Raw genomic sequence first — 23,380 nt, 5'->3', positions numbered from 1 at the left:
TGACAGGTGGAAGCTCACCCCCACACTCGCACACCCTGTGCCATTGACGTGTGCACTATGCCGTTTACCTGCGGTTTAAAAAACTCTTGACCCGCATAGCCTAGCCAACCCACTCTGAGGCCAGCCCAGACGCCAAGGGGGCGCCTGGAATCACCGATCCACGCATGACTTGATCGGGCGCATCGCACGACAAGCCCGAGCAGGACGTGCCGGAAAGGGATCTTACGAGGAGGCTGCTACTTATGTCTGCCACTTCCACGCACTCGCCCACCCGTCGCCAGTTCGTCGCTGGCGCCAGCGCCGCTGTTGCTCTCGGCGCCGCTGCGACCAGCCTCGCCGTCGCTGACGAGGCCCCGTCGTTTGACGAGAACTACGACGTCGTCGTCGTCGGCTACGGCGCTGCTGGCGGTACGGCTGCCGTCTACGCTGCACGTGCCGGCGCCAAGGTCCTGCTCGTCGATCGCGCTCCCGAGGGCGGCGAGGGCGGCAACTCCCGCTTCTGCGGCCAGATCGCCATGTACACGAAGGACGTCGAGTCCCTCAAGCGCTACCTCGCTAACCTCGGTTGGAAGATGGACCAGGACGCCGACATCATCGACGTGTACGCCGAGGGCATCACGACGACGCCCGACATCATGCGCGACCTCGGTGCCACCGAGCCCTGCATCTGGAGCGAGTACGCCGCCGAGCACACGGGCGACGAGCAGACGGCCGGCATGGACATCGCGGCCATTTACAAGTGGGTCTGCCCCGAGTATCCCGAGCTCGAGGACGCGGCCTCTGTTGACGCCGTGACCGTGCACGACAACTGCTTCGACGGCCAGCTCTACGCGACGGTCCAGGGCGCTGTCCAGGGCGAGTCCAACATCACCGTGTGGCTCGAGTCCCCGGCCACGCACCTCATCCAGGATCCCGAGACGAAGGCCATCCAGGGCGCCGTCATCGAGCACGAGGGCTCCGAGGTGCGCGTTGGCGCTGGCGCGGTCGTTCTGGCCTGCGGCGGCTTCGAGTGCAACAAGCAGATGATCCAGGACTACCTGGGCGTGCCCCGCATGGCCCCCATCGGTGGCTTGTACAACGTCGGCGACGGCGTGCGCATGGGCATCGAGGTCGGCGCTGACCTGTGGCACATGCACAACTATGAGAGCCTTGGCATGCTCGGCGGCAACGCCTACGAGGTCGCCGAGGGCGAGCGCTGCCGCCTGTTCATGTCGTCGGGCTTTGAGCCGGCTACGTACGGCGCGCTCATCTGCGTCGCCGAGGACGGCTCGCGCTTCTTCCGCGAGGATTACACCGATCGTCACGGGCACGTGTACAGCCACGGCACCTGGCGCATCCCGAACCAGAGCTATCGTCCTCACATGGTGTTCGACGAGGAGCAGAAGGCCCTGCTCGAGGAGCTCGCGGTTCTGCCGGACAACGTTGACGACATCATCGTCTCCGGTGCCGACGCGGCCGAGCTGGCCGGCAAGATCGACGCCGACCCCGAGATCCTGGCCAAGACGATCGAGCGCTTCAACGGCTATGCCGAGACGGGCGAGGACATCGAGTACGACCGTCCCGCCGAGAGCATGCGTCCGTTCTCTGGCACGCTGTACGCTCTGCCGCTGCAGCCTGCGATGCTCAACACGCAGGGTGGCCCGCGCCGCAACTCCAAGGCTCAGGTCATGGGCACCGATGGCAACCCCATCCCCAACCTGTTCTCCGCTGGCGAGTGCGGTGGCGTGAACGCCTACTACTACCAGGGCACGGGCAACATCGCTGAGTGCCTCGTGTTCGGCAAGATCGCTGGCGAGAACGCGGCCAACGGCGTGGCGTAGGCTCGTCGGCTGCCTGCGGGACTGCGCTTAGCGGCAAAATAGCCCCGTTTGGGTGGCGCCGCTGAGCGGAATGGTCTGTCCGGACGCACATCGTTCGGGTAAAGTGGGAGCAAAGGAGGCCGTCTCCTGTCGGAGGGGACGGCCTCTTCCGTTTGTCCGCAGGCCTGCCGTGCTTTCGCGACGCGCGGCACTTCGAGACGGAGGCTCCATGGCTCCCACGACGGCTCGTGGCAAGTCGTATCCTACGAACGTGCTGCTCAGTGCCCTCGGCATATCGCGAGGTACGCTGCGCTACTACGAACAGCTCGGCATCATCTCGCCGCGTCGCGACCCCGAGTCGAACTACCGTACCTACTCGAACATCGACGTGTTCCGCGTGGCTGAGTGCGTCATGCTCAAGAACGCCGGCTTTCAGGTGCAGCAGGTCAAAGACGTCGTGGACGACGCGGATGGGGACGCTGCGGAACTCATGGAAAGCTGTCTGGAGCGAAGCGCCCACCAGCTCGCGCGGGCCCAGGCCATCCACGAGCAGCTCGAGCGCCTGTCCTCGGCTATCACGAGCGACTACGACGCGCCGCCCCAGCTCGTCATGGCTGAGGAGTGGCTCGTGTATTACGACGGGTGCGAGGGCGGCTACGACCGCTTCGAGGCGAGCGAGGCCCAGGACAGCCTGTTCGAGGGCATGCCCATGTCCATGTTCGCCGCCATCATGGATATCGACGTGACGAATCCCCGCCATGTCGAGACGAGGTGGGGCAGGTCCATCCCCTCGCGTTATCACGACTTGCTGCCCGAGCTGGCCGACTATTCCGGCGAGCCGGCGCGCTTCGGCGGGAGGCCGTGCCTAACCATGCCGTACCGGGCGGACGAGGAGAGCATCCCCGGCTTTGACGAGGACGGCTCGGTGTGTGCGGATCTGGCCGCCTGCCTGCGTAAGTGGGGCTTGCGGCAGGCGGGTCCCGTCGTGGCGCCGCGCGTCATGCCGGTGCGGGGCAAGGTGTATACGCGGCTGTACATGGCGGTTGAGGCGGCGAGCCTACGCGGCTCGCTGACACTGGCTCGGCTGCGTCTGGCGAATGCGGTTGCGCGGCCGCGAGATGCGTCGCGGTAGGGCGCGGTCGTTTCCCCGAACTGCGCGCGAACTCCCTGCGCACCATTTCCCAGGTGTCTGGGGCGTATACTCGTCATCGACAGGTCTCCCGTCTCCGAGGATTGGAGTCTTCCATGACGCAGCGGCGCACGTCCGATTCGATCCCTTCCGATGGTGTGCGTGCGCTCTCGAGGCGCGCGTTTGTCGCGGCGGCGGGCGCGGTGGCTGCCGTTGCGGCTGGCGGGGCCTTCGCCCGTCCCGCGCATGCCGACGGCTGGTTCTCGTTCTTTACGGGTGGCGCGAGCTCTGACACCTCCGCGACGGCCGACATCGCCCCGGCTGACGCGCCTGTTCAGCGGCCGCTCTTCCTCGATGGACTTCCCGAGGAGCTCGAGTCCCAGGTACCGAGCGTGCCCGATATGCCCTGGGCCGACGACCTGGGCAACGTCATCAACATCGGAGACGCGTATCAAGCCGACGCGGCCCTCGCCTCCCTGCGGGAGCGCGGCTTCTACGAGATCCTCGGCTCGGGCGGCTACGAGTTCTTTGAGCTCTACGAGATAAACCGCTACAACCTCATGCCGAACTTTGTCACGGTTGACTCCATGGTGCACACGTACCACCTTTACTTTGCCTACTTGCTCAAGAAAGTCGAGCGCGACCACCTTGCCACAGCGCTGCTCGACCTGAGCATGCGCATGTTCGACGAGAGCCTCACGCAGCTCCAGGTGCTGGCGGGGTCGGAGTGGGAGGCGGCGGCCCGGCTCAACACCGGCTTCTTTGCGGTGGGGACGGCCCTGCTCGATCCGATGACGGGCGCGTTTTCGCAGCTCGACGCCGAGACGCAGGGCATGGCCTCCGAGGAGCTGCGGCTTGTCACGGACGCGGCGGGTATCGCCCCCTCGCCGCTGTTCGAGGGTGCGGAGGAGGATTACACGCAGTACGCGCCGCGCGGCTACTATGCCGAGAGCGAAGCGCTGTCGAGCTACTTCCGCGCGATGATGTGGTATGGCCGGCGTAACTTCACGCAGTCCTCCGAGCTGCTCGGCCGCGCTGCTTTGCTTATGACGATGGCACTGGCGCAGCTGGGGACGACGAACGGGCTGCCTGCTGCTATGGGCATCGTGGGGCCGGATGGCTCTGCGGTGGACTCCGGGGCGGCCGCAGTCTCGCCCGATGCGGCGTGGGCATCCATCTACCAGGTGACGTCGTTCTTTGCGGGCGCGAGCGACGACGCGGGCTTCTACGAGTACATCCCGCTGGTGCGCTCCGCGTTCGGCGCGGATGCCTCGCCGACTTCCCTGCCGGGCAACGACGCTGGTTGGAAGGCGTTCAGCGACCTCGCGGCTCAGCTGCCGGCGCCGCAGATCAACTCCATCCCCATGCTCGACGACGAGGAGGACGTCGACCGCCTCGATGAAAACAAGGGCTTCCGCTTCATGGGGCAGCGCTTCACGCTCGACGCGTCCATCTTCCAGCAGCTCATCTACGACCGCGTGAAGGAACGCGAAGACGGGGCCCAGCGCCTGCTGCCCGACGTGCTCGACGTACCGGCGGCGCTTGGCTCGCAGGCGGCCTACGATGTTCTGGCTGGGCAGGGCGACACGACATATCCCAACTATGACGAGCAACTCACGAAGGTGCGCGAGGGCATTGCGGCGGCGCCGGACTCGCTGTGGAAGGCGAGCCTGTATGCGCAGTGGCTCAACATGCTGCGCCCGCTGCTGGACGTGAAGGGCGCCGGTTGGCCGAACGCCATGCAGGGCGAGGCGTGGGCGCGCCGCAGCCTCAAGACGTTTGGCGGCAGCTTTGCCGAGCTCAAGCACGACACGGTGCTCTATGCCAAGCAGGTGATGGCCGAGGCGGGCGGTGTGGTTATCGATCCTCGCGACGACCGCGGTTACGTGGAGCCCGAGCCGGCGGTGTTTGGTCGGCTGGGGTCGCTCGTGCAGGCGACCTCGGCGGGTCTGTCTCTGTATGGCATGCCCGATCAGGCCGACCTGGACAACCTTTCCATTCTGCAGCAGCTTGCCGAACAGCTGCGCGTCATCGCCAACAAGGAGCTGCGCGCCGAACTGCCGACCGAAGACGAGTTTGAGCTCATCCGCAGCTTTGGCGTGCAGCTCGAGCACTTCTGGCAGGCGGTGCACGAGGAGGACGCCGGTGGCGTGGAGTTCACGACGACGGAGTTCCCGGCGGCCATCGTGACAGACATTGCGACCGATCCCAACGGCGCTGTTCTGGAGATCGGGACAGGCACTATCGCGAACCTGACTGTCATCGTGCCGGTGGACGGGACGCTGCGCCTTGCGTCGGGGCCCGCGTATAGCTTCTACCAGTTTGCGCAGCCTATCGATCAGCGGCTGACGGACTCGACGTGGCGCGAGATGATCGGCGTCCAGGTGAACGACTACACGACGTTCGACTGGGATGCCGCCCAGCAGCGGGCTGCGGACGTCGTGCCGTGGGTGAAGGACTTCGCGTTCAGCGCGCAGGACCTGTGGTAGAGCGCGGCCCTGTGGGCGCCGAGGGTTTCTCGCGGCGAGAGGTTGCGCGCATGTTGACGGCGGGGCTGGGGCTGGGCGTGCTTGCCGGCCCCGCCGCCCTGGCGCACACGGCTTTGGGCGCCGAGCCGGGCGGTGAGCCGCCCGCGTGGGCGACGTTCTCCGATGCCGAGCTGGCGGCCGACCTGGATGGCGACGGGATCGACGAGAGCATCGAGCTGCGAGACCGCCGCCTGGTCGTGCGCGATGGGCGGGCGAGTGGGGCCGGGGCTGCGGGCGACGTGCCGGTTGGGGTTGCGGATGCGCGTGCAGAGGGTGACGCGGACGACGCGAGCGGTGGGCCGGCTGGCGCGATGGCCGAAGGCGGGATCGGCACTGGCATTGGTGTTTCGGACGGCGCGCCGGTTGGGGTTGCGGGCGCGGGCAACGCGAGTGGCGAGACGCCTGACGCGGCCGCTGCTAGCGCGCCGGCCGGGGGCCGGGACGCACATGCCGGCGTCGACGGGGATGCCGGCGCTGCGGGCGACGGCGTGCTGCTTGAGACGCCGGAGGACTGGCAGGTGTCCGACGTCTTTGCTGCGGATTTCGATGGCGATGGGGCGCTCGAGGTCGTCTTCCTGCTGTGGCGCCACGGCAATTTCGGCAGCTCTCGGCCGTTCTGGCTGAGCGCCAAAGGGGATGGGGGCGCTACCTCGGAGGAGCCGCTTACCCAGCACCTCTTCATGTATCGCTGGCGAGCTGATCGCATGGCGCCCGTCGGTTCTGCGGATCGCGATGCCGGGGGCCGGAGCGCTGGCCGGCTCTATCCGGTGTGGATGTCATCGCGGCTCGGCGTGGAGGCTGCCCGGATAGAGATGGAACCCGCGCCGCCTTCCTCGGTTCGCCGGCCTCGGCTGCGCATCATGTCGGCGGACAGGGGCGTGACGCTGTGGGAGTGGCTGTCGTGGGGGTTTGCGCTGGTCGAGGACGAGGGCCCGACTGGCGCGGGCGGTGGCGACGGCTCGCTTTCCCTGCTCGTTGTGGGCGACGTGATTGCGCATCCGAACATCTACGAAGGCGCCTATGACGCTGCGATCCGCAGTTTTGACTTCGCGCCGCTGTTCGATCACGTGCGCGGGCGAATCGGGGCGAGCGATCTGGCGGCGGTCTGCCAGGAGACGGTCCTCGTGGAAAACCCGGCCCGTCGCAGCGGCTACCCGCTGTTTGCGACGCCGCAATCGCTGGGCGATGCGCTGGTGGATGCGGGTTTCGGCATCGTGCTCGGTGCGACGAACCACGTCAACGACCAAGGCCCGGCGGGTATCGACGAGACGACGGCGTTCTGGGCGCGTGAGCACCCCGAAGTCACGCTGCTGGGCTTGCACGCGGAGCCCGATGCTGCGGGCGGGCCGGCGTACGTCGAGCGCAATGGGATCCGCCTCGCTCTGTTCGATTACACGTACGGGCTGAACGGTCGTGATCTCGGCGAGGAGGATGCCCATCGCGTGGACGTGCTGGACGAGTCCGGAGAGACGCACTTGCTCGCGGATGTCGCGGTGGCCCGTGAGCAGGCGGATCTTGTCATCTGCTTCCTGCATATTGGCGAGGAGTACGACCCCGAACCGACGAAATACCAGCGCGATCTCATCGAACGCCTCATCGACGCGGGGGCGGGCGCCGTCGTCTGCTCGCACACTCACGTGCTCGGGCCATACGGTCGCATGCGCACGGAGGCGGGTGGCGAGGGCATCGTCTTCTACGGTCTGGGCAACTTCGTCTCGGGCCAGGCCGACGACATCCGCACGATTCTCGGGGGTGCGGCTGCCCTGCGCATCGAGCGGACGGTTGCTGCGGGCGAGGGCGTTGGTGGTGCCGACGCTTCGGAGGACGCTCCTATCTCTGTGGCGCGCGTAGCTTCCTTCGAGCTCGAGCCCCTCGTCTGCCACACGAGTGCCACCGACGGCAGCGTGGCCGCCTACTTCCTCGACGACTACTCCGACGAGCTCGCTGCCGACCATGTGCTCGGCAACCTCACCGGCGTCCCGCTGACGATGGCTAACCTGCGCGCCCACGTCCCCGAGGAGCTGTCGTAGCGCGGGCGTCGCGACGGCGCGGCGCTACGTCGGGGTGCGGGTCCGGGTTCCGGCGCCGCTTTGGTGGCGCCCCGTGCGGCCGTTCGCATCTTTCGCAAAGTTTTGCAAAGCGACACGTGTTGTCTAATAGTTGGGGTATCGCTGCTACCGGCGTTATGGATTGCACGCGCCGCAGGGGGCGTAGCCGGCGGCGATGAGGTCATCGCGCGACTCATGGACGTCAGCGCGGTTGTTGGCGCCGATGGTCTCGACCGCGTCACACGAGGGGCCGTGAAACTTGCGGGAGTTCGTGTTGAGCACGTAGTCGCGGGGCTCGGCCGTTGCGGTGCTCCGCGCTTCTGTGTTCTTGGCCTCCGGCTCCTCCGCAGCTCCGACACCTAGTAGCGCGACCTCGCTTTCGTCGAGTTCCCAGTTGTCACCCGTCGCGTAGTCGATGCCGACACCAGGCTGCACGTTGTAAACGTAGACGTTGAGACTGACGCCTGCCCCGCCGTCTTCCATGGAGCGAGCCTCCATCTGCACGCCGCGCGCCACGAGCTCGTCGCCCGCGAAGACCGGCGTCACGCGATAGAGCACGTGGTTACGCGTCTGGCGGATGTAGTCGCCGACCATTTCCTCGAACGGGCGCATGCCGTCGGCGTTGAGGTGGCGCGTCCCCGTGATGAGGTTGCGCTCGTTGGCATTCTCGCCGGCTAGCTGGAACGCGATGAGGTGGCTGCGGTTGTAAAGGCTCTCACCGTCCACGAAGTCGTAGCGGCTCGAGTGCCAGCCGGTGGGGCGTACCTCGCTGATGCTCTCGCGCTCTTCGGTGGGCATGAGCTCGACGCCGAGGCAGGCGTAGGCGCTGCCGCATCGGCCGAGCTTGTCGAGTGGGGCGTACGTCTCGAATGCGTCGGTTGTGGCGTCTGCTGCCGTGAACGAGGGCTCGTTGTCGTTGAGCACGGTGTAGACCGATCCTGCGTAACTCGGAATACGCGCAAGGAACTCTTCTGCCGAAACGGACGCAGCCGAGGGGACGTCGCCGGAGGCTTCCTTAGTCGAGACGGCTGTGGGATTTGTGCCGGCACTGCCGGGGACGCTGCACCCAGCAGCTCCGAGCGATCCGAGTGCCAGCGCGATCACCAGTGCGGCGCAGGCGAGCGCTTGCCAGAGAGGGTGCTCGCGCGTGCGGGTCATGTGGCTGTTGCGAGAGGCCATGCTTGTCATCCTTGCGAGTGGGGCGGATCCGCCTGCGGGCCGGGCTTGGCGCGCTCCGGGCGGGATGCTTGCTGGGTGTAGCGCTATGGTACCGCAGGCATGGGGCCCTGCGACGTGGGCACGCGTTGCTGCGGGCGATGCGGCTGCCTCGACCCGTTGCGTGACGAGGAAGTTCCGCGGCGGGTCGAGGTGACTGCGAGCCTGCGGCCCGCGGGGCTCTGGGCGGCCTGGTTGCCACGTCCGGCGTCGTCCTGTCGGGCGCGGTGGGCTTTGCCGCCCTGGTCAGGGGCATCCCGGGCTGTCCGGCTGCCTACTCCCACCGCCCCCTCGCGCCCGTGGCCCAGGGAAACCGTGCCGCATGCATCTCGAGTGCATGCGGCACGCCTTTTATGCGCGCAGGCCCCGAGCGCCCGCGGGGCCGCCGCCGGAGTGCGCCTTCGTGGCCAGGAACCGCGCTCGTGCATGCCGGCGCTGGTGCCGTGCGCCCGCCGCCGGGATATCCCGGCGCCCTGGCCTGGGGGTCTCCCGGCTCCTGCTCCGCGCATCCCGCCGACGCCCATACACGACGGCGATTCCTGTCCGCGAGTCGCCCGGTAGCGCGCGGATCGGCGTCCCCGAGTGTCCTCCGACACCAAAAGCCTCGCATTTCGGACCGCCGTGCTCTCGTCCGGGGTGCGGGGCTGCCCAGGGGCCGTCACCTCCCCGAATGCCTCCCACATGCGTGATCCGCGCTGACAAAACCGCCGGATCGTTTTCCCACGAGGCGCCTGTTTGCAGTAAGGTGGTGCCGGAAACGCGTGATAGCGGGCTGTCGCCACGGCGGCGCCAGCGGGAAGGCGGGGACGGCGGATGTATTCGTTTACAAGCAGGGTTCGCTATAGCGAGGTCGACGAGACGGGTACGCTGTCCATAGCGGCTATGCTTAACTACCTGCAGGATTGCTCGCTGTTCCAGTCGGAGGGCTTCGGCGTCGGCGCGACGCACGCCCAACAGGTTGGCCGTCGATGGCTGCTTGCGAACTGGGGTGTCGAGATCGCGGAGCTGCCTCACTTTACCGACGAGATCGTCGTCAGCACGTGGGCCACGGGCTTCGAGAGCCTTTTTGCCCACCGCAACTTTATGATCACCCGACCCGACGGCACGGAGCTCGTCAGGGCGGATACTCGTTGGTTCATGTACGACGACGCGCTGGCGCGGCCCATTCGCCCGCCAGCGGAGGAGATCGAGCCTTACCGCGGCGATCTCGAGAATGACGCTCCGCTCGACATGCCGCCCTTGCAGCGGCGCATCTCCGTCGACGGTCCGGGCGAGGTGCTGACCCCGCTCGTCGTGAGTGCGGCCCACATCGACACGAACCACCACGTCAACAACGCACAGTACGTTGCCATGGCGCTCGGCGTGCTGCCGGAGGGCATCAGTTCTCGCGTGCATCGACTCGACGTCCAGTACTGCACGGCCGCCCGGCTTGGCGACGTTGTCATCCCGGTCGTGCACGAGATCGAGGGCGGTTCCATCGTGCAGCTCTGCGCGTCGGCTGAGGCCGCGGACGCCTGCCCAACTCCCGGTGCCCCGTATGCGGTCGTGCGCGTTACGTTATAGAAGGCTGCACGGTGAACGCTCGGAAGCGGCAGCGCGACGTACTCGTGCAGTATGCGGAGGCCGCGTCGGGAACGGAGTAGGAAGCGGCGTGTTCGGGAGCGCACCCTTGAAATCCCAGCTCGGGGCCCCATACCACCTATCGTGGTAGCGCCGCTCACGTGCGAGGAGGATGACGCGGGCCCTCTTTGCGGGCCATAGTGGGATGCGACATCGAATGCGGGATACGGGTTGGCGGTTCTGCGCCCGGGCTCTCTTTCGGTAGTCCGGGCGCATGCATTCTGGCCTTGCGGTCAGGGACGCTTCGGCCCCGCATCCACGCATCGTCATCGCTATCGAAAGGGGAACCTACCATGGCCGAACTCACGCGCAGGAACTTCGTCGCAGGCGCTGCCGCAGCCGGCGCCGCCCTCGTCGCGGGCGCCTCCGCGACTGCCCTCGCAGGCGAGGCGGCTGCAGCGCCCGAGCCCGAGAGCTGGGATGAGGAGTGCGAGGTCCTCATTCTGGGTGCCGGCGGCACGGGCCTCTCCGCCGCTTGCGCTGCCGCGAAGGCCGGTGCCGACGTCCTCGTCGTCGAGGCGACCGACATCACCGGTGGCACGACGGCCATGTCGGGCGGCGTCATTCAGGCGGCCGGCACCTCCTGGCAGAAGGAGTTCACCGACTTCCAGGACGACACGCCCGAGAAGCACGCCCAGTGCTACGTCGAGCAGGCTGAGGGCATCGGCCACGAGGACCTCATCACCACGATGTGCGGCCGCGCTCCCGAGCTCATCGAGTGGCTGTCCACGATCGGCATCAACTGGGTCAAGGTCTACGGCAACTGCCATGTCCCCTATGTGACCGAGGGCCTGCACGCCGACCGCATCCACGTCTACGAGGGCGGCGGTGCTGGCGGCCAGGGCGGCGTGCTCACCGACGCCGAGACGGCCGAGGCCGAGAAGCTCGGCGCGAAGTTCTCGTTTGGGACGAAGGCCAAGCGCCTCGTGTACTCCGGTGACAAGGGCGTCATGGGCGCCATCGTCGAGCGCGACGGCGCCGAGGTCTCCATCAAGGCGTCCAAGGGCGTCATCATGGCACTGGGCGGCATCGACCGCGCCGAGGACCTGTGCAAGAGCTTCAACCAGCAACAGTACTGGGACCTCACGACGCAGGCCTGCTTCATTTCCGAGCACGCTAACGGCGACGGCATCCGCATGGGCCTTGCGGTGAATGCCCAGCTTGCCAGCGTCGGCGGCACGATCGACTACGACATGGCCACCGGCAACGCCACGGCCAACGACTTGCCGCTCATCCCGTGCATCTTCGTGAATTGCAAGGGCCGCCGCTTCGTGTGCGAGGACGCCACCTACGCCTACACGTACCGCGCCATCTGGCAGCAGGAGACGCAGCTCGGCGGCCATACGTACATGATCTTTGACCAGAATGCCATCGAGCAGGGGCTAACGCCGTGGGCTGCCGACCCGCAGGCTGCCGTCGACGACGGCACGATCTTCGGCGCCGACACCATCGAGGAGCTGGCCGAGCAAATCGGCGTGCCTGCGACGAACCTGCAGAACACGATCGATCTGTGGAACGCCAACATCGAGGCGAGCGGCGAGGACCTGGAGTACAACCGCGACACGCAGCTCATCAAGCTCGACAAGCCGCCGTTCTACGCCAACCTCAACGTTTCGGCGAACCTCGGCTCGCTGGGTGGCCTGCTCATCAACACGAAGGCTGAGGTCATCGACAACAACGGCGAGGTCATCCCCGGCCTGTACGCCGGCGGCATGAACTCGGGCGGCTGGTACGGCCTGTACTACCCGGGTTCGGGCACGTCGCTGACCGGCGGTCTCGTCTGGGGCCACATCGCCGGCGAGTCGGCTGCTGCGGCCGAGGCGCGCTAGGGGCCTCTCGACATGGGCGCGCATACTGCGCCTTGGTGTCCTAGGCTCTACCGCGTGCGGATCTCTGACGGGCTTACCCGGCCCCGATCGCGCCAGATCTGACGGGCCTGCCCGAGTCTGGGCTCGCTAACAAAATGTTCCACAACGCGTGCTCCAGGGGCGATAATGCCCTTGGGGCACGCGACGTTTTGGGGCGAGGTGGGCATGGGCGAGGCTAGGACGAAGAGGCGGGGTCCCGCTGGAATCGAAGGGGATGCGAGTTCTGGCGCCTCTGATCTGGTGGCGGATCCGATGACTTCGCCGCACGCCTCCCCCGACGGCTCATGGCGCGACGTTGTGCGCGCCGAGCTTACGGGCGGCTGGCCGCGCTGGGTGAGCTTTGCCTGCATCTGGCTGTGGTCGTGCCTCGTGGGCAAGACGGGGCTGTCGATCTCCGTGCTCGCCCAGCTCGACGGCATCTTGGCTATCCCGACGGGTATCACGCTGCTCGCAAACGTTGCGGCGCTCACGATGATCGTCTTTCTCAGCGGCGCCCTCTCAACGATCGTCGGCTCGCGCGGTGCCATGGCGCTGGCGGGCATCTTGCTGACGTCCGGCTCGGTGGGCATCGCGATCTCGACATTCACGGGCGGCGTTGTGGCGTTCGTCGCGGGCTCGTGCCTCGGCGGTGCGGCCATCGGCTTCCTCAAGATAGCGTGGGGCGAGATGTTCTCGCGTATGAGCCTGCGCACCGGCCTCGTGGACATGGGGCTCTCGCTCGTGAGCTCGACGGGGCTGTTTCTCGGGCTGCTCGTCTTGCCTGCGCAGGTCCAGGGGGCCGTCCAGATCGCGGCTCTGCTGGCGTGCTCCCTGCCGTGCTCGTGGCTGGCTTGGCTGGGAACACGTCGGCTCGGCGACGCCCCGACGCCCCCGCCCCCTCCTGGCGCGGCCCACGCCGTCACGTTCAGCTGGACCCTGCTCATCTTGCCGGCGCTCGTGGGGCTCACGTTCGGCCTCATGTCGGGCGTGCTTGACCTGAGTCAGCCGGGGGATGTCCTGCGCGCACGCGTTGGCATGGCGGGCTCCGAGTTGCTGGCGGGCCTCGTGATGCTGCTGGCGAGCGCTCGGCTGAGTCCGCGATTCGGGGCTTCGCAGATCTATGCGGTTGGTCTTGTCGCCACGGTGGCGGGCGTTGCGCTGGCGTCGGTGCAGATCGTGCCGACGTGGCTGGCCGCGACCGTCAACGAGCTCGGCTTCGCGGTGTTCTACTTCTTCATGGTTGTGTACTGGGGTGACCTTGCGCGGCGTGTCAATCGCCCCGTCGTGCGCACGTATGCCCTCGGCTACCTCGTGTTTCAGGCGTCTCAGGTGCCGGGCATGCTCGTGGGCACCCGGCTTCTGGTCGCGCAGGGGGAGGGCGCTTCTTCTGGCCAGACGGCATCGGCCCTGCTGTTCATGGCCATCGTCCTGGCGTTCTTTGTGGCTGTCCTGCTCGTGTTCAACGACCCACGCAGCGCCCTGCGCCAATGGCTTGCGGTGGGTGAGCCGGCAGAGACGACCGACGAGATCCCCGAAGCCTGCGCAGGCCTGGCAAGTCGCCACTCGTTGACGCCGCGCGAGCGGGAGGTGCTGAGCCTGCTGGCACGCGGTCGGACGGCGGCCTACATCGGGCGTTCGCTGGGCATCGCGCCCGACACGGCCAAGACGCACATCCGCAGTATCTACCGCAAGATGGACATCCACACGCAGCAGGAGCTCATCGACCTCATCGAGGGGCGAGGGGCTGGGGATGCTCTCGCCGCGGGCGGGGACGGGGGCTCAGCGCGGGCGTAGGCCCCTATCGCGACGGATGGGTATCCTTGGCTATCATCCCAGCTCAGGATGTCTACCACGACGAGTGGTATAGCCATCGGGGCTCCTTCGCTCCCATACTCTCTTCGTACGAACGTACGCGTGACGCGCGCTGATGCGAGCCAGCTGCAAGCGGCTGTGTCTGCCGTCGGGCTTCGCGCGTGACGAGCGCCGTCCCCGTTTCGAGAAGAAGGGAATCCCCATGACCCAGAACACGAACGTCCCATCCGCCTCGCTCTCTCGCCGCTCCTTCGTGCGCGGGGCTGCCGGCGTCGCGGGCGCTGCGGCTGGCCTTGCTGCGATGGCGGGCATTGCCGTGGCCGCTCCCGCCGCTGATGACGGCACGTGGGACCAGAGCGCCGACGTCGTCATCGTGGGCGCGGGAGGTGCTGGTCTCGTCGCCGGCCTCGTCGCGGCGCGCGAGGGTGCGAGCGTTATCCTCATCGACAGCGCGGCCAATGTGGGCGGCAACACGAACAACTCGTCGGGCGTTATCCAGGCGGCCGGTACGGACCTGCAGAAGAGCTCGGCCGGCGTTTCTGGCGACACGACCTCGAAGCACGCCGACTTCTACCTTGCCGCGGGCGAGGGCCAGCTTGACGAGGGGCTCGTGCGGTCCATCTGCGACGACGGCCCTGCTTGCATCGCGTTTATGGAGGACCTCGGCGTCGTGTACGACACGGTGTACGGCAACGGCGTCATTCCCAACGTCGACGCCGACCTGCAGCAGCCCCGTATCCACCTCGCGAGCGGCGCCAACGAGGACGGCCTGACCTACGGTGCCTGGCATGTGGCCGCGCTCAAGAAAGCGTGTGACGAGGCTGGCTGCACGTTTGTCATGGAGACGGAGGTCGCTGATCTCGTCGTCGACGGCGAGGGCGTCGTGACGGGCGTTGTCGACGTCAACGGCGTGCGCTACCAGGCCGCGAAGGGCGTCATCCTTGCTACGTGCAGCTTCGATCGCGGCGAGGACATGGCCAGGGCGTTCTCCCTGCACATGGTCGCCGCACTGGCCGACAGCCACGCCGTCACCGTCGGCACGAACACGGGCGCCGGTATCCGCATGGGCATGAGCGTTGGTGCTGACCTCACCGGCATGGGCGGTTTCATCGGTCTGGGCAACAATGTCGGCGGCACGCCCACGCTACCTGGCATGCCCGAGGTCCCCGGCATTCTCGTCAACAAGTACGGGCGTCGCTTCGTGAGCGAGTCCGACCACTACGCCTGGGTGCTGCGTGCCGGCTTCGCGCAGGAGGACCACATCATGTGGAGCGTGTTTGACAGCAAGGCCGCCGCGCTGGGTGGCGCTGTCGTCGGTGGTGTGAGCCCGATGAGCGACGACCTCTCGGACGAGATCGAGAGCGGCACCGTGCTGACGGCTGACACGATCGAGGAGCTGGCCGAGCAGATGGGTGTTATCCCCGGCAACCTCAAGGCTGCGATCGATACGTGGAACGCCGACATGGCGGCCGACGGCAAGGACTCGCAGTTCCCGACGCGCTGCTGCGGCATGGAGCCCATCGACGAGGCGCCGTTCTACGCGACGCGCAACTACGACTACAACCTGGGCGCCGTGGGCGGCCTGCGCGTCGACCCGGCTACGTGCGCCGTGCTCGACACGGCTGGCGAGCCGATTGCGCACCTCTTCGCCGCGGGCCAGGTCGTCGGCGGCTTCATGGGCAGCTACTACCCCGGGACGGGCACCGGCGTGCTTGCGACCGTCTCGATGGGCCGCACGGCCGGCAAGGCGGTGCTTGCGTAAGGAGGGACGCCTCCGCGCGCGCTGTGGCGAGCGCTGCGTGATGTGTGGAGCGGCCGGATGTCGCATCTCGGGCATCCGGCCGCTTGTGTTGCGGTAGATTAGGCGCCGGGCGCACCCGCAGCGCGGGTTGGCCTGCTTGGATGGGACAAACGGGAGAGGGGCGACCCCATGGTCGACGGCGTCATTTTCGATATGGACGGGCTCATGTTCGACAGCGAGCGCGTGTGGGGCACGCTGTGGGAGCCGGCGCTGGCGACGTTCGGGCTGACCGTGCCCGACGGCATGCCCGACGCAGCCCGCGGTACGACCGGCGACGCCGCCCTCGCCGTCATCCGCCGCTTCTGCGGGGCCGACGTGGATGCCGAGGCCGTGTTCGCTGAGTTTTACCGCCAGGCCGAGCTCGCTTTCGCGCGAGGTGTGCCGCCCAAGCCGGGCCTGTTCGGGCTGCTTGACTACCTGGCGGCCCAGGGCATCCCGATGGCGGTGGCGTCGTCGAGTCCCGAAGCGCTTATCCGCAACAACCTCGATCGCGCGGGCATCGCCGATTGCTTTGCGGCCATCGTTCCCGGTAAGCAGGTTGCCCGCTCCAAGCCAGCGCCCGACATCTTCCTCGAGGCTGCTCGTCGCCTGGGCACGGTCCCCGCGCGCACGCTTGTGCTCGAGGACAGCTTCCCTGGGGTGCGCGCCGGTGCTGCGGGCGGCTTCGTCACGGTGATGGTGCCTGATACGATGGCGCCGACCGACGAGATCCGTACCCTTGCAACCCGCGTTTGCGCAAGCCTCTCTGAGGTGCGCGACCTGCTCGCGGCGGGGGAGCTGTAGGCGCTGCCGGGTCTTGGATTCGAGGCTGGTGCGGTTGGCCCCTGAACCCGGGGCCTACTCCTCGCCCTCTCCGCTGTCCGCGCGCCCGACGGTCGTGAGCCAGTCGCTGTCGGGGCGGCAGATGAGTCGCGCGTTCATGTACGCCTGGCGCATCGTGAGGATCGTCTGTCCCTGGTAGACGCCCGACGGCATGAGCTGCACGACGAGTGCGACGTCGGCTACCCCATCCTCGAGGAGGCACAGCGGCAGCAGCAGGCTCATCGTGTTGGCGCGCGGGTAGTACGACGGGATGGCCGTCTTGTAGTTCCAGCGGATGCGCCGCTTGGCAACGTCCACTGCGTCTTCCAGGCGCCAGCGCAGGCGGCGGAACAGCCGCGGGTTGGCCTGTATGGAGCGCCCCACCTGCCCGAGCAGGGCCGCATAGCGCTCGGGTGCCACGTCCGGGGCCTCAGCCTCGCTGAGCAGGGCGACCATCTCGGGATCCTCTCCCAGCTCGTCGCGCAGGTAGGCGATGGGAAGTCGCGCGATGTTGTCGATGAGGATGTGGTCGTAGTCCACGATGAGCTCGCGGTTCAGGTCGTAGAGCAGGTCGTCTTTGCTCGCGAAGTACGATGCGGGCTCGGGGCGCGGGTTGAACGTGCTGACGAGGCGCTTGCCCAGTGTGCGCACGCCGCAGGTGCACAGCCCAGCGAACTTCCAGGGCGCCAGCTCGTCGGATTCACCTGCGCCCGAGGGCTCGAAGCATGCGTAGATGTCGTCGTAGCGGCGGTCGAACAGGCCGGTGTTGAATGCTGCGAACGTGCCCTCCTCGTTGACGAGAACTTTGTCCTCGAGCTTAAGCCGGTAAAACGTCGTGCAGATGAAGCTCTTGAGGATGGCGAAGGGCCTCTGCCCGGAGGGACGCTCGTCGGGTGCATCGAAGTCCCAGCTCTCGGGAAGCGCCATGGCGGCGAGCTGGGAGAGGAAGCTGTTCCAAGAGCCCAGCCAGGCGAAGCGCTCGAGCTCTTTCGACGGAGAGGACGCCTGCGGGCGGCTGGGGCGCGGCTTTGCCGTCTCGGGGGCGCTCGTGGTGGGTGCGGCCCAGCCCGGCTGCTCGTGGATCGTCACGAGGCGCTGCGGTACGCCGTTGGCGATGATGTCGGTAAATGAGAGAAAGCTCGTGAGCTCGGCAAGGAAGGCTTTCATCTTCTTGAAGCCGAACGACTCCCTGTCGACGCCGGCCTCGTTGAGTGCGTGCGACACCGTTGCCATGGGGATGTCCTGCTCAAAGGGGAACTGGGAGGCGAGGATGCGGTAGACGTTCTGCTGCTCTTCGAGCGGGATGGCGGGTGTCTCGGTTTCGGGGGCTGATGGGATACACGCTTTGACGGGCTCGGGAGGACGTTCGGGGGAGGGAGGCACTGCGCTGGCGGGCTGGGTGACCATGGGGATGTCCTTTCGCGGGACGCGTGCGGCTGCGCGCCCTGGTTCTGGAGGTGTGGCCCCATGGTAGCGCGTCTCTTCGCGCCGGACGATGCGCGCTTGATGCGCGAGGGGTGCGCCAACGCGTCATTTGGCACCTCGGTGGCGGGTACACAGTGCGGGATGGGCACGTTTCTCGGCGCCCGGGTGCGGCCGCGTGCCATAAAAAGCCGTTAAGTGCACGGCTCTTGAGGCGTCCGTGTTCGTTTTGGCCTCAAGTGCACGTTTCTTGGACGCTAGGGCCTCGTTTTTGCCGGTAATACTAGCTAGCCACGAGTATTTCACCTGCGGTTTTCCTGGGCAGGGGTCTCCCGGCGCGCCAAAATCCCGGCCCTTGCCCGGAAGAAACATTCACTTGACGCCGTTTTTTGCAGGCGACCGCGAAGAAACATTCACTTAGCGGGATTTTTGTGTACCGATGGCGCCCGCTCGTGTCATCGCACCCGATGCTTCCACTCGAGGGACTGACCCGGGGCTTTGATATCGAGCGTCTCGAAACGTACGCCCCTGGCGACGCCGAGCGCGCCCTGTGGGACTGGAGCGTCTCGTGCAGCCAGGGCCTGCTGTGCAATAGCCTGAAAATGTAAGCGCCCCGCCTTTCGACGGGGCGCTGGATTTTCGACTTGCTCTTACGCGCCGACCTTGCTCCTACGCACCGGCCAACTCGGCCCGGTAGCGGGCGTAGACCGTGAGTGCCGTTGTGCGTGCGCACTCGCGCTCTTCGGCCCGGGCGACGCCACGCTTCGTGCGGATGTCCAAAACCTCCTGCGCATAGCTCTCGTATGCGGCGTTCCTCTTCTGACGGATATCCTCGAGCTGCGCGGCTTCCTCCTCGCGTCCCTGCTGGAGGTAGGCGCGATTCGCTTCGCGCGCAGCAAGCTTGAGCTCGTGGGCGTAGGCGCGGGCGTCAAGGGATTCACTGCGCAGCTCGGCCTCGCTCAGGCCCCACGTCAGATAAACCTCGTTGACGGCCTGCTCGTACGACTCGTTCTCGGCGTTGCGCAGGGCGCGGATGCGCGCCTCGGCCTCGGACATCTCACGCTTCGTCGATTCGCGGAACGCTCGCACCGCGTCGCGGGAGCGCCTGCGCTCGATGTCGGCCTCGTGGCGCGCTGCCAGCCATTCCGAGCGCAGGTCCGCCCGGGCGACCGCCCGATTGACGCTGCTCACGTGGCACTGCTCGAACGCCTTGTTCGCGGCCGCGAGGTCTCCCTCGCGTGCTTCCTTCTCGAGCTGTGCTGCCTGGGCGCGCAGCTCTGCCTCGTGGGCGCGCAGTGCAGTGAGGTCGCCGGTGCCCGCCTGGCGCGCCTCGCGGATCTCCACCTGCATGACGGCATGCTCCGTCGTCGCCTTGCGTGCGGCCTCCCAGCGCTTGTCGGACGCCTCGTTGCGCTCGCGCCGCGCGGCGTCCTCGCCGGCGATGCGCTGCGGGCGCTCAACTTTCTCTTGGGCGCGCAGCTCGCACAGCGCCGCTTGCATCGTGCGCTTGGCTATGCGCGTGCGCTCTTTAGCGTCGAGCCAGGGCGCTCGCAACTCGGCCTCGGCCAGACCATGGGCTACGCGCAGGGCGTGGAGCTCCTCGTCGAGCTGCTCGATGCGTGCGTTGTGGTCGTGGCGCAGTTCCTCGAGGTAGGCGCGGCGCAGCGGGGCATCGTGCTTGCGTGCCTCCTTCACGGCGGCTCGCGCCTCGCGACGCTTCACGGCGGCGATGTCGTTGGCATCGACCCATGCGGCTCGCTGGGCACTCAGCTCGAGCTCGCGGGTGACGTCGATCTCGCGCGCCTGCTCGTTGAGCCGCTCAACCGTGGCGTTGCGCTCGAGGCGCAGGCGCTCGATGAGCTCGCGGTCCTCGTCGTCTTGCGCGCGATAGACGTCTCGCCGGCTCGCTTCGAGGTCGCGCACGGCGGCCCGCTCGAGGGCGCGTGCGAGCTTGGGCCCGCACGCTGCCATGCTCAGGTCTGCGCTGGACGCCGGCCCGGCATCGGTCTTGAGCGTCGCACGGGGCTGGGGCGCCCCGGTGGCGTTGAGGCTGGTGGCTGCGGGTGGCTCGTTCAGCTGCATGGTTGTACCCCCGTTTGCTTGGCGACGGAGTTTGCTGGTCGCGTGGCCCTGCGCCGGCCGTCTCTCGCGTGTGAGTACGTCCGGCGCGACTCTTTCCATATGTACCCCACGTGCGTTCCGTATGCAAACGATACGCGCTTCTGGTTGCCACTTCGCGCGGATGGTCTTGCATTTCGGTGGATTGCTGGGCACGGGCGGGCAGCCTGTCGGGTAAAAGACATCTCACCACGTGTGGATATGCAGGCGAATGGTATACGGGGGATGGTTTTCGTTCCGAAGCTGCGTACAATTGAGAAGTATTTTGCAAGCAAGTAGGTAGGTGCTGACAAGCTCGGGGCACTTTATGCTCCGGAGGGCGGCGCTGCCTGCTCTGTACCAGGGGAGAGGGGATATCGTATGTCTGAAACCACTACGTCTCGTCGCGGCTTCGTGAAGGCCACGGTCGGGGGTGCTGCCGCTCTGGCTGCCCTGAGCAGCCTGCGCGTCGCCAACGCCGCCGAGTCCTCGGCCGCTGCCGACGCTGCGACCGCCACGAAGATCAACGACATTTTCTCGGGCCGTGCCAACGCTCGCCAGATCGCCGACGACCTGTGGTGGGTCGGCGGCTCTGACAAGCGCATCGCGCTGTTCGAGAACGCCTACCCGCTGGAGCAGGGCGTCGCCTACAACTCCTACCTGCTGCTCGACGAGCAGGTTGCCCTCATCGACACCGTCGACCGCTCCATCACCGGCCAGTTCTTCGAGAACCTGCAGGCTGTGCTCGACGGCCGCACCGTCGACTACCTCATCGTCAACCACATGGAGCCCGATCACAGCTTCGCGATCTCGCAGGTGCTCTCGCGCTTCCCGCAGGCCAAGGTCGTGTGCACCGCTGCCGCCGCGACGCTCATCCAGCAGTTCTTCGGCCTGGACGTCTCCGACCGCCTCATCACGGCTGCCGAGGGCGACACGCTGAGCACGGGCAAGCACACGCTGGCCTTCGTCGAGGCACCCATGGTGCACTGGCCCGAGGTCATGATGACGTTCGACGCCTCGAACGGCGTGCTGTTCTCGGCCGACGCCTTCGGCACGTTCAACGCGCTCGACGGCAACATCTTCGCCGACCAGGTCAACTTCACCGAGGACGACAACTGGCTGGCCGAGGCGCGCCGCTACTACTGCAACATCGTGGGCAAGTACGGCCAGAACGTGCAGGACGTGCTGACGAAGGCCGCCACGCTCGACATCTCGATGCTGTGCGCGACGCACGGCCCCATCTGGCGTCAGGACCTCGGCTGGATCCTCGACAAGTACAGCAAGTGGAGCAGCTACACGCCGGAGGATCAGGCCGTCGCCATCTTCTACGGCTCCATCTACGGCGGCACGGAGAACGCAGCCAACATCCTGGCCAGCAAGCTCTCCGACGCCGGTGTGGCCAACGTCAAGCTGTACGACGTCTCCAAGACGCACGATAGCTGGCTCATCGCCGAGGCGTTCCGCTGCAGCCACCTCGTGTTCGCGAGCGCCACGTACAACATGGGCATCTTCACGAATATGAAGAACTTCCTGAACGATCTCGTGGCGCACAACATGCAGAACCGTCACGTGTCGTTCATCGAGAACGGCTCGTGGTCGCCGGCGTCTGGCCAGCTTATGAAGGACATCGTGGCCCAAATGCCCGACATGACCGAGGTGGGCACGATGGTGACGCTGCGCTCCACGACGAGCGCCGACAACGTCGCCGAGCTCGAGGCCATGGCGCAGGCGATCGCGGCCTCGCTGGCTGGCGACGACTCGGGCGCGAAGGCCGCTTCGGGCGAGGGTGACGCCGCGAGCTCTGAGGCCGAGGAGATCAAGGCCGAGCTGCGCCAGTGGAAGTGCAAGGTGTGCGGCTACGTCTACGAGGGTACCGAGATGCCTGCTGACTTCAAGTGCCCGGTGTGCGGCGTTGGCCCCGACCAGTTCGAGGAGATCACGGCGTAAGACCGCGGGCACATTTCGCTCGTCGGTTCCGCGCAAGGCCCCGCTTGCCCTTGAATTGGGCGCGCGGGGCCTTCTTGTTTGCTGCCGTGGCGCCGGGTAGGAGCGAGGATTGACGGCCCAGCGCTAAGAAAGTGCGTTTAGGTGACGCCTCTTTGGGGTGCCTGCTAAGAAATAACGGTTGGGCGACCGTCGCATGGGCTTTGGTCGAGGATTACCTGTGGGTTTGTGCCGAAGAGGCCCGTCGGAGAGGCGTGGAGGGGGATTTCGGGGGGTTCGGGATCGCCAGATCGGCATTTTCTAGCAGGGCTGCTTTCGCGGCGTCTCCCGAACGGCATTTCTTAGCATGGGGTGTGCACTCGACGATGGAGTGGCTGGCACCGCGCGGAAAATTGCTGCCTTCGGATGCCGATTTCGAGTGGGCCCCGCACGCTCTTGCTTGCGAACGTGCGGGGCCCTTGTGCGCCATTGCCGGAGATGCCAGCCCGTGCCGATCCCTACGCCACGGATGCTGCCAGGATGCCGGCGTTTGGGCTGTTGGGGTGCTCGTCCTCGGAGCCCGGCGCCGCCGGCACGTTCGCCTCGTCCTCTGTCGAGACGACGATCTCGACGACGTCGCGAACGAAGTAGTTGCCCGGCGTCTTGGCCATCCACAGTTGGTTGGCACCACCGACGGACTGCTCGAGGTTCTCGCCGTTGATCTCGCAGCTCACAACTGCGTGACGTCCGAGCACGTACCCGATGGGCATCGCGACGCGCGTCCCGTCGGCGCCCACGAACGTCACGGTGTTGGCGGTCGCCTCGGCGCCGGCGCGCGCCAGCAGGTACTCCACTGGGATGCCCTTGACGCCCGCCGTGACGATGGCGCGCCCGTTAGCCGGGTTGCCGCCGCACGAGCATGTCATGAGCTGGTTGACGGACTCTTCGCCCACGAGCTCCTCGACCGGCGCCGAGAATGCGTTCTCGACGTCGCCCGACACGGCGATCTCCCAGGCGAGGGGGTTGGCGTACGACGACGCCTCGCGCGCGCCGCACAGCACGGCGCTGCTGCCCTGGACCTTGCGGATGTCCTCGTTGGGCGTGACCGTGGTCTGGTCGTACGCGAACGTTCCCTCGGCAGACGCCTCGACAAGCTTGCTCGGCGCCTGCACCTCGCTGACGCGCTCCTTGGCGTCGGGAATTCCGGCGCTGCTCGTATCGGGTGCTTCGGACGCCACGGCCAGGGAGGAGGTGGCCATCGAGGCCGCCATGCCAAGGCTGGCGAGCGTCGCCACAGTGCGGCGCGTCCTCTGGTTCGTTGCCTTCATCGCGTGTGCC

The 23,380-nt window shown here is 67.0% G+C and carries 15 protein-coding genes; 11 read left to right on the top strand and 4 right to left on the bottom strand.

The annotated features are described in order from the left end of the window. Nucleotides 1–242: 242 nt before the first annotated feature. The 4 genes from KHZ24_02090 (at nucleotide 243) to KHZ24_02075 (ending at nucleotide 7,486) form a co-directional block, all read left to right on the top strand. The gene (locus KHZ24_02090) at nucleotides 243–1,820 is read left to right on the top strand and encodes an FAD-dependent oxidoreductase (GenBank protein ID MBS5449995.1); all 1,578 of its coding nucleotides are present in this window, start codon (nucleotides 243–245) and stop codon (nucleotides 1,818–1,820) included. 208 nt (nucleotides 1,821–2,028) lie between these two features. Then, a complete protein-coding gene (locus KHZ24_02085; GenBank protein MBS5449994.1) occupies nucleotides 2,029–2,931 on the top strand; it encodes a MerR family transcriptional regulator in 903 nt (300 codons plus the stop codon). 113 nt (nucleotides 2,932–3,044) lie between these two features. Beyond that, a complete protein-coding gene (locus tag KHZ24_02080) occupies nucleotides 3,045–5,417 on the top strand; it encodes a DUF3160 domain-containing protein (GenBank protein MBS5449993.1) in 2,373 nt (790 codons plus the stop codon). A gap of 50 nt (nucleotides 5,418–5,467) precedes the next feature. Next, entirely contained in the window at nucleotides 5,468–7,486 is a 2,019-nt protein-coding gene (locus KHZ24_02075; GenBank protein ID MBS5449992.1) for a CapA family protein, read from the top strand. A 153-nt stretch (nucleotides 7,487–7,639) separates the two neighbouring features. Here KHZ24_02075 and KHZ24_02070 read toward each other — a convergent pair whose 3' ends face one another. Beyond that, entirely contained in the window at nucleotides 7,640–8,662 is a 1,023-nt protein-coding gene (locus KHZ24_02070) for a DNA/RNA non-specific endonuclease (GenBank protein ID MBS5449991.1), read from the bottom strand. 870 nt (nucleotides 8,663–9,532) lie between these two features. Here KHZ24_02070 and KHZ24_02065 point away from each other — a divergent pair. The 5 genes from KHZ24_02065 (at nucleotide 9,533) to KHZ24_02045 (ending at nucleotide 16,582) form a co-directional block, all read left to right on the top strand. After that, the gene (locus KHZ24_02065; protein ID MBS5449990.1) at nucleotides 9,533–10,282 is read left to right on the top strand and encodes an acyl-[acyl-carrier-protein] thioesterase; all 750 of its coding nucleotides are present in this window, start codon (nucleotides 9,533–9,535) and stop codon (nucleotides 10,280–10,282) included. A 350-nt stretch (nucleotides 10,283–10,632) separates the two neighbouring features. Continuing rightward, on the top strand, nucleotides 10,633–12,168 hold the full coding sequence (locus KHZ24_02060; protein ID MBS5449989.1) for an FAD-dependent oxidoreductase: 1,536 nt from the start codon (nucleotides 10,633–10,635) through the stop codon (nucleotides 12,166–12,168). A gap of 291 nt (nucleotides 12,169–12,459) precedes the next feature. After that, on the top strand, nucleotides 12,460–13,980 hold the full coding sequence (locus tag KHZ24_02055; GenBank protein MBS5449988.1) for a hypothetical protein: 1,521 nt from the start codon (nucleotides 12,460–12,462) through the stop codon (nucleotides 13,978–13,980). A gap of 220 nt (nucleotides 13,981–14,200) precedes the next feature. After that, nucleotides 14,201–15,760 (top strand): FAD-dependent oxidoreductase, encoded by a 1,560-nt coding sequence (locus KHZ24_02050; GenBank protein ID MBS5449987.1) that lies wholly within the window; start codon nucleotides 14,201–14,203, stop codon nucleotides 15,758–15,760. Between the two features lie 168 nt (nucleotides 15,761–15,928). Next, nucleotides 15,929–16,582: an HAD family phosphatase gene (locus tag KHZ24_02045; GenBank protein ID MBS5449986.1), complete on the top strand. Its 654-nt coding sequence runs from the start codon at nucleotides 15,929–15,931 to the stop codon at nucleotides 16,580–16,582. Nucleotides 16,583–16,636: 54 nt separating this feature from the next. On the opposite strand, the gene KHZ24_02040 is transcribed toward KHZ24_02045, so the two are convergent. Continuing rightward, nucleotides 16,637–18,007, bottom strand: a complete 1,371-nt coding sequence (locus tag KHZ24_02040; protein ID MBS5449985.1) for a DUF3825 domain-containing protein — start codon at nucleotides 18,005–18,007, stop codon at nucleotides 16,637–16,639. Between the two features lie 467 nt (nucleotides 18,008–18,474). Between KHZ24_02040 and KHZ24_02035 the strand changes: the two genes are divergently transcribed. Then, the gene (locus KHZ24_02035) at nucleotides 18,475–18,630 is read left to right on the top strand and encodes a hypothetical protein (protein MBS5449984.1); all 156 of its coding nucleotides are present in this window, start codon (nucleotides 18,475–18,477) and stop codon (nucleotides 18,628–18,630) included. 61 nt (nucleotides 18,631–18,691) lie between these two features. Here the strand turns inward: KHZ24_02035 and KHZ24_02030 are convergent, their stop codons facing one another. Further along, entirely contained in the window at nucleotides 18,692–20,104 is a 1,413-nt protein-coding gene (locus KHZ24_02030) for a hypothetical protein (GenBank protein MBS5449983.1), read from the bottom strand. A gap of 396 nt (nucleotides 20,105–20,500) precedes the next feature. Here KHZ24_02030 and KHZ24_02025 point away from each other — a divergent pair, with 396 nt between their 5' ends. Beyond that, complete coding sequence (locus KHZ24_02025; protein ID MBS5449982.1) at nucleotides 20,501–22,066, top strand: MBL fold metallo-hydrolase; 1,566 nt, start codon at nucleotides 20,501–20,503, stop codon at nucleotides 22,064–22,066. Between the two features lie 494 nt (nucleotides 22,067–22,560). On the opposite strand, the gene KHZ24_02020 is transcribed toward KHZ24_02025, so the two are convergent. Beyond that, a complete protein-coding gene (locus tag KHZ24_02020; protein ID MBS5449981.1) occupies nucleotides 22,561–23,370 on the bottom strand; it encodes a molybdopterin-dependent oxidoreductase in 810 nt (269 codons plus the stop codon). Between the last annotated feature and the right edge of the window lie 10 nt (nucleotides 23,371–23,380).

The organism is Coriobacteriia bacterium (genome assembly GCA_018368455.1).
In the GTDB taxonomy this organism is placed as follows: domain Bacteria; phylum Actinomycetota; class Coriobacteriia; order Coriobacteriales; family UMGS124; genus JAGZEG01.
Note: the sequence above shows the minus strand (reverse complement) of the source record. Positions and strands in the feature narration are given on the sequence as shown.

Bases quoted from the DNA above. Each gene is read 5' to 3' on its own strand.
- KHZ24_02070 (MBS5449991.1), bottom strand. From the start codon at position 8,662: ATGACCCGCACGCGCGAGCACCCTCTCTGGCAAGCGCTCGCCTGCGCC.
- KHZ24_02090 (MBS5449995.1), top strand. From the start codon at position 243: ATGTCTGCCACTTCCACGCACTCGCCCACCCGTCGCCAGTTCGTCGCT.
- KHZ24_02045 (MBS5449986.1), top strand. From the start codon at position 15,929: ATGGTCGACGGCGTCATTTTCGATATGGACGGGCTCATGTTCGACAGC.
- KHZ24_02075 (MBS5449992.1), top strand. From the start codon at position 5,468: ATGTTGACGGCGGGGCTGGGGCTGGGCGTGCTTGCCGGCCCCGCCGCC.
- KHZ24_02060 (MBS5449989.1), top strand. From the start codon at position 10,633: ATGGCCGAACTCACGCGCAGGAACTTCGTCGCAGGCGCTGCCGCAGCC.
- KHZ24_02030 (MBS5449983.1), bottom strand. From the start codon at position 20,104: ATGCAGCTGAACGAGCCACCCGCAGCCACCAGCCTCAACGCCACCGGG.
- KHZ24_02080 (MBS5449993.1), top strand. From the start codon at position 3,045: ATGACGCAGCGGCGCACGTCCGATTCGATCCCTTCCGATGGTGTGCGT.
- KHZ24_02025 (MBS5449982.1), top strand. From the start codon at position 20,501: ATGTCTGAAACCACTACGTCTCGTCGCGGCTTCGTGAAGGCCACGGTC.
- KHZ24_02020 (MBS5449981.1), bottom strand. From the start codon at position 23,370: ATGAAGGCAACGAACCAGAGGACGCGCCGCACTGTGGCGACGCTCGCC.
- KHZ24_02065 (MBS5449990.1), top strand. From the start codon at position 9,533: ATGTATTCGTTTACAAGCAGGGTTCGCTATAGCGAGGTCGACGAGACG.
- KHZ24_02085 (MBS5449994.1), top strand. From the start codon at position 2,029: ATGGCTCCCACGACGGCTCGTGGCAAGTCGTATCCTACGAACGTGCTG.
- KHZ24_02050 (MBS5449987.1), top strand. From the start codon at position 14,201: ATGACCCAGAACACGAACGTCCCATCCGCCTCGCTCTCTCGCCGCTCC.
- KHZ24_02055 (MBS5449988.1), top strand. From the start codon at position 12,460: ATGACTTCGCCGCACGCCTCCCCCGACGGCTCATGGCGCGACGTTGTG.
- KHZ24_02040 (MBS5449985.1), bottom strand. From the start codon at position 18,007: ATGGTCACCCAGCCCGCCAGCGCAGTGCCTCCCTCCCCCGAACGTCCT.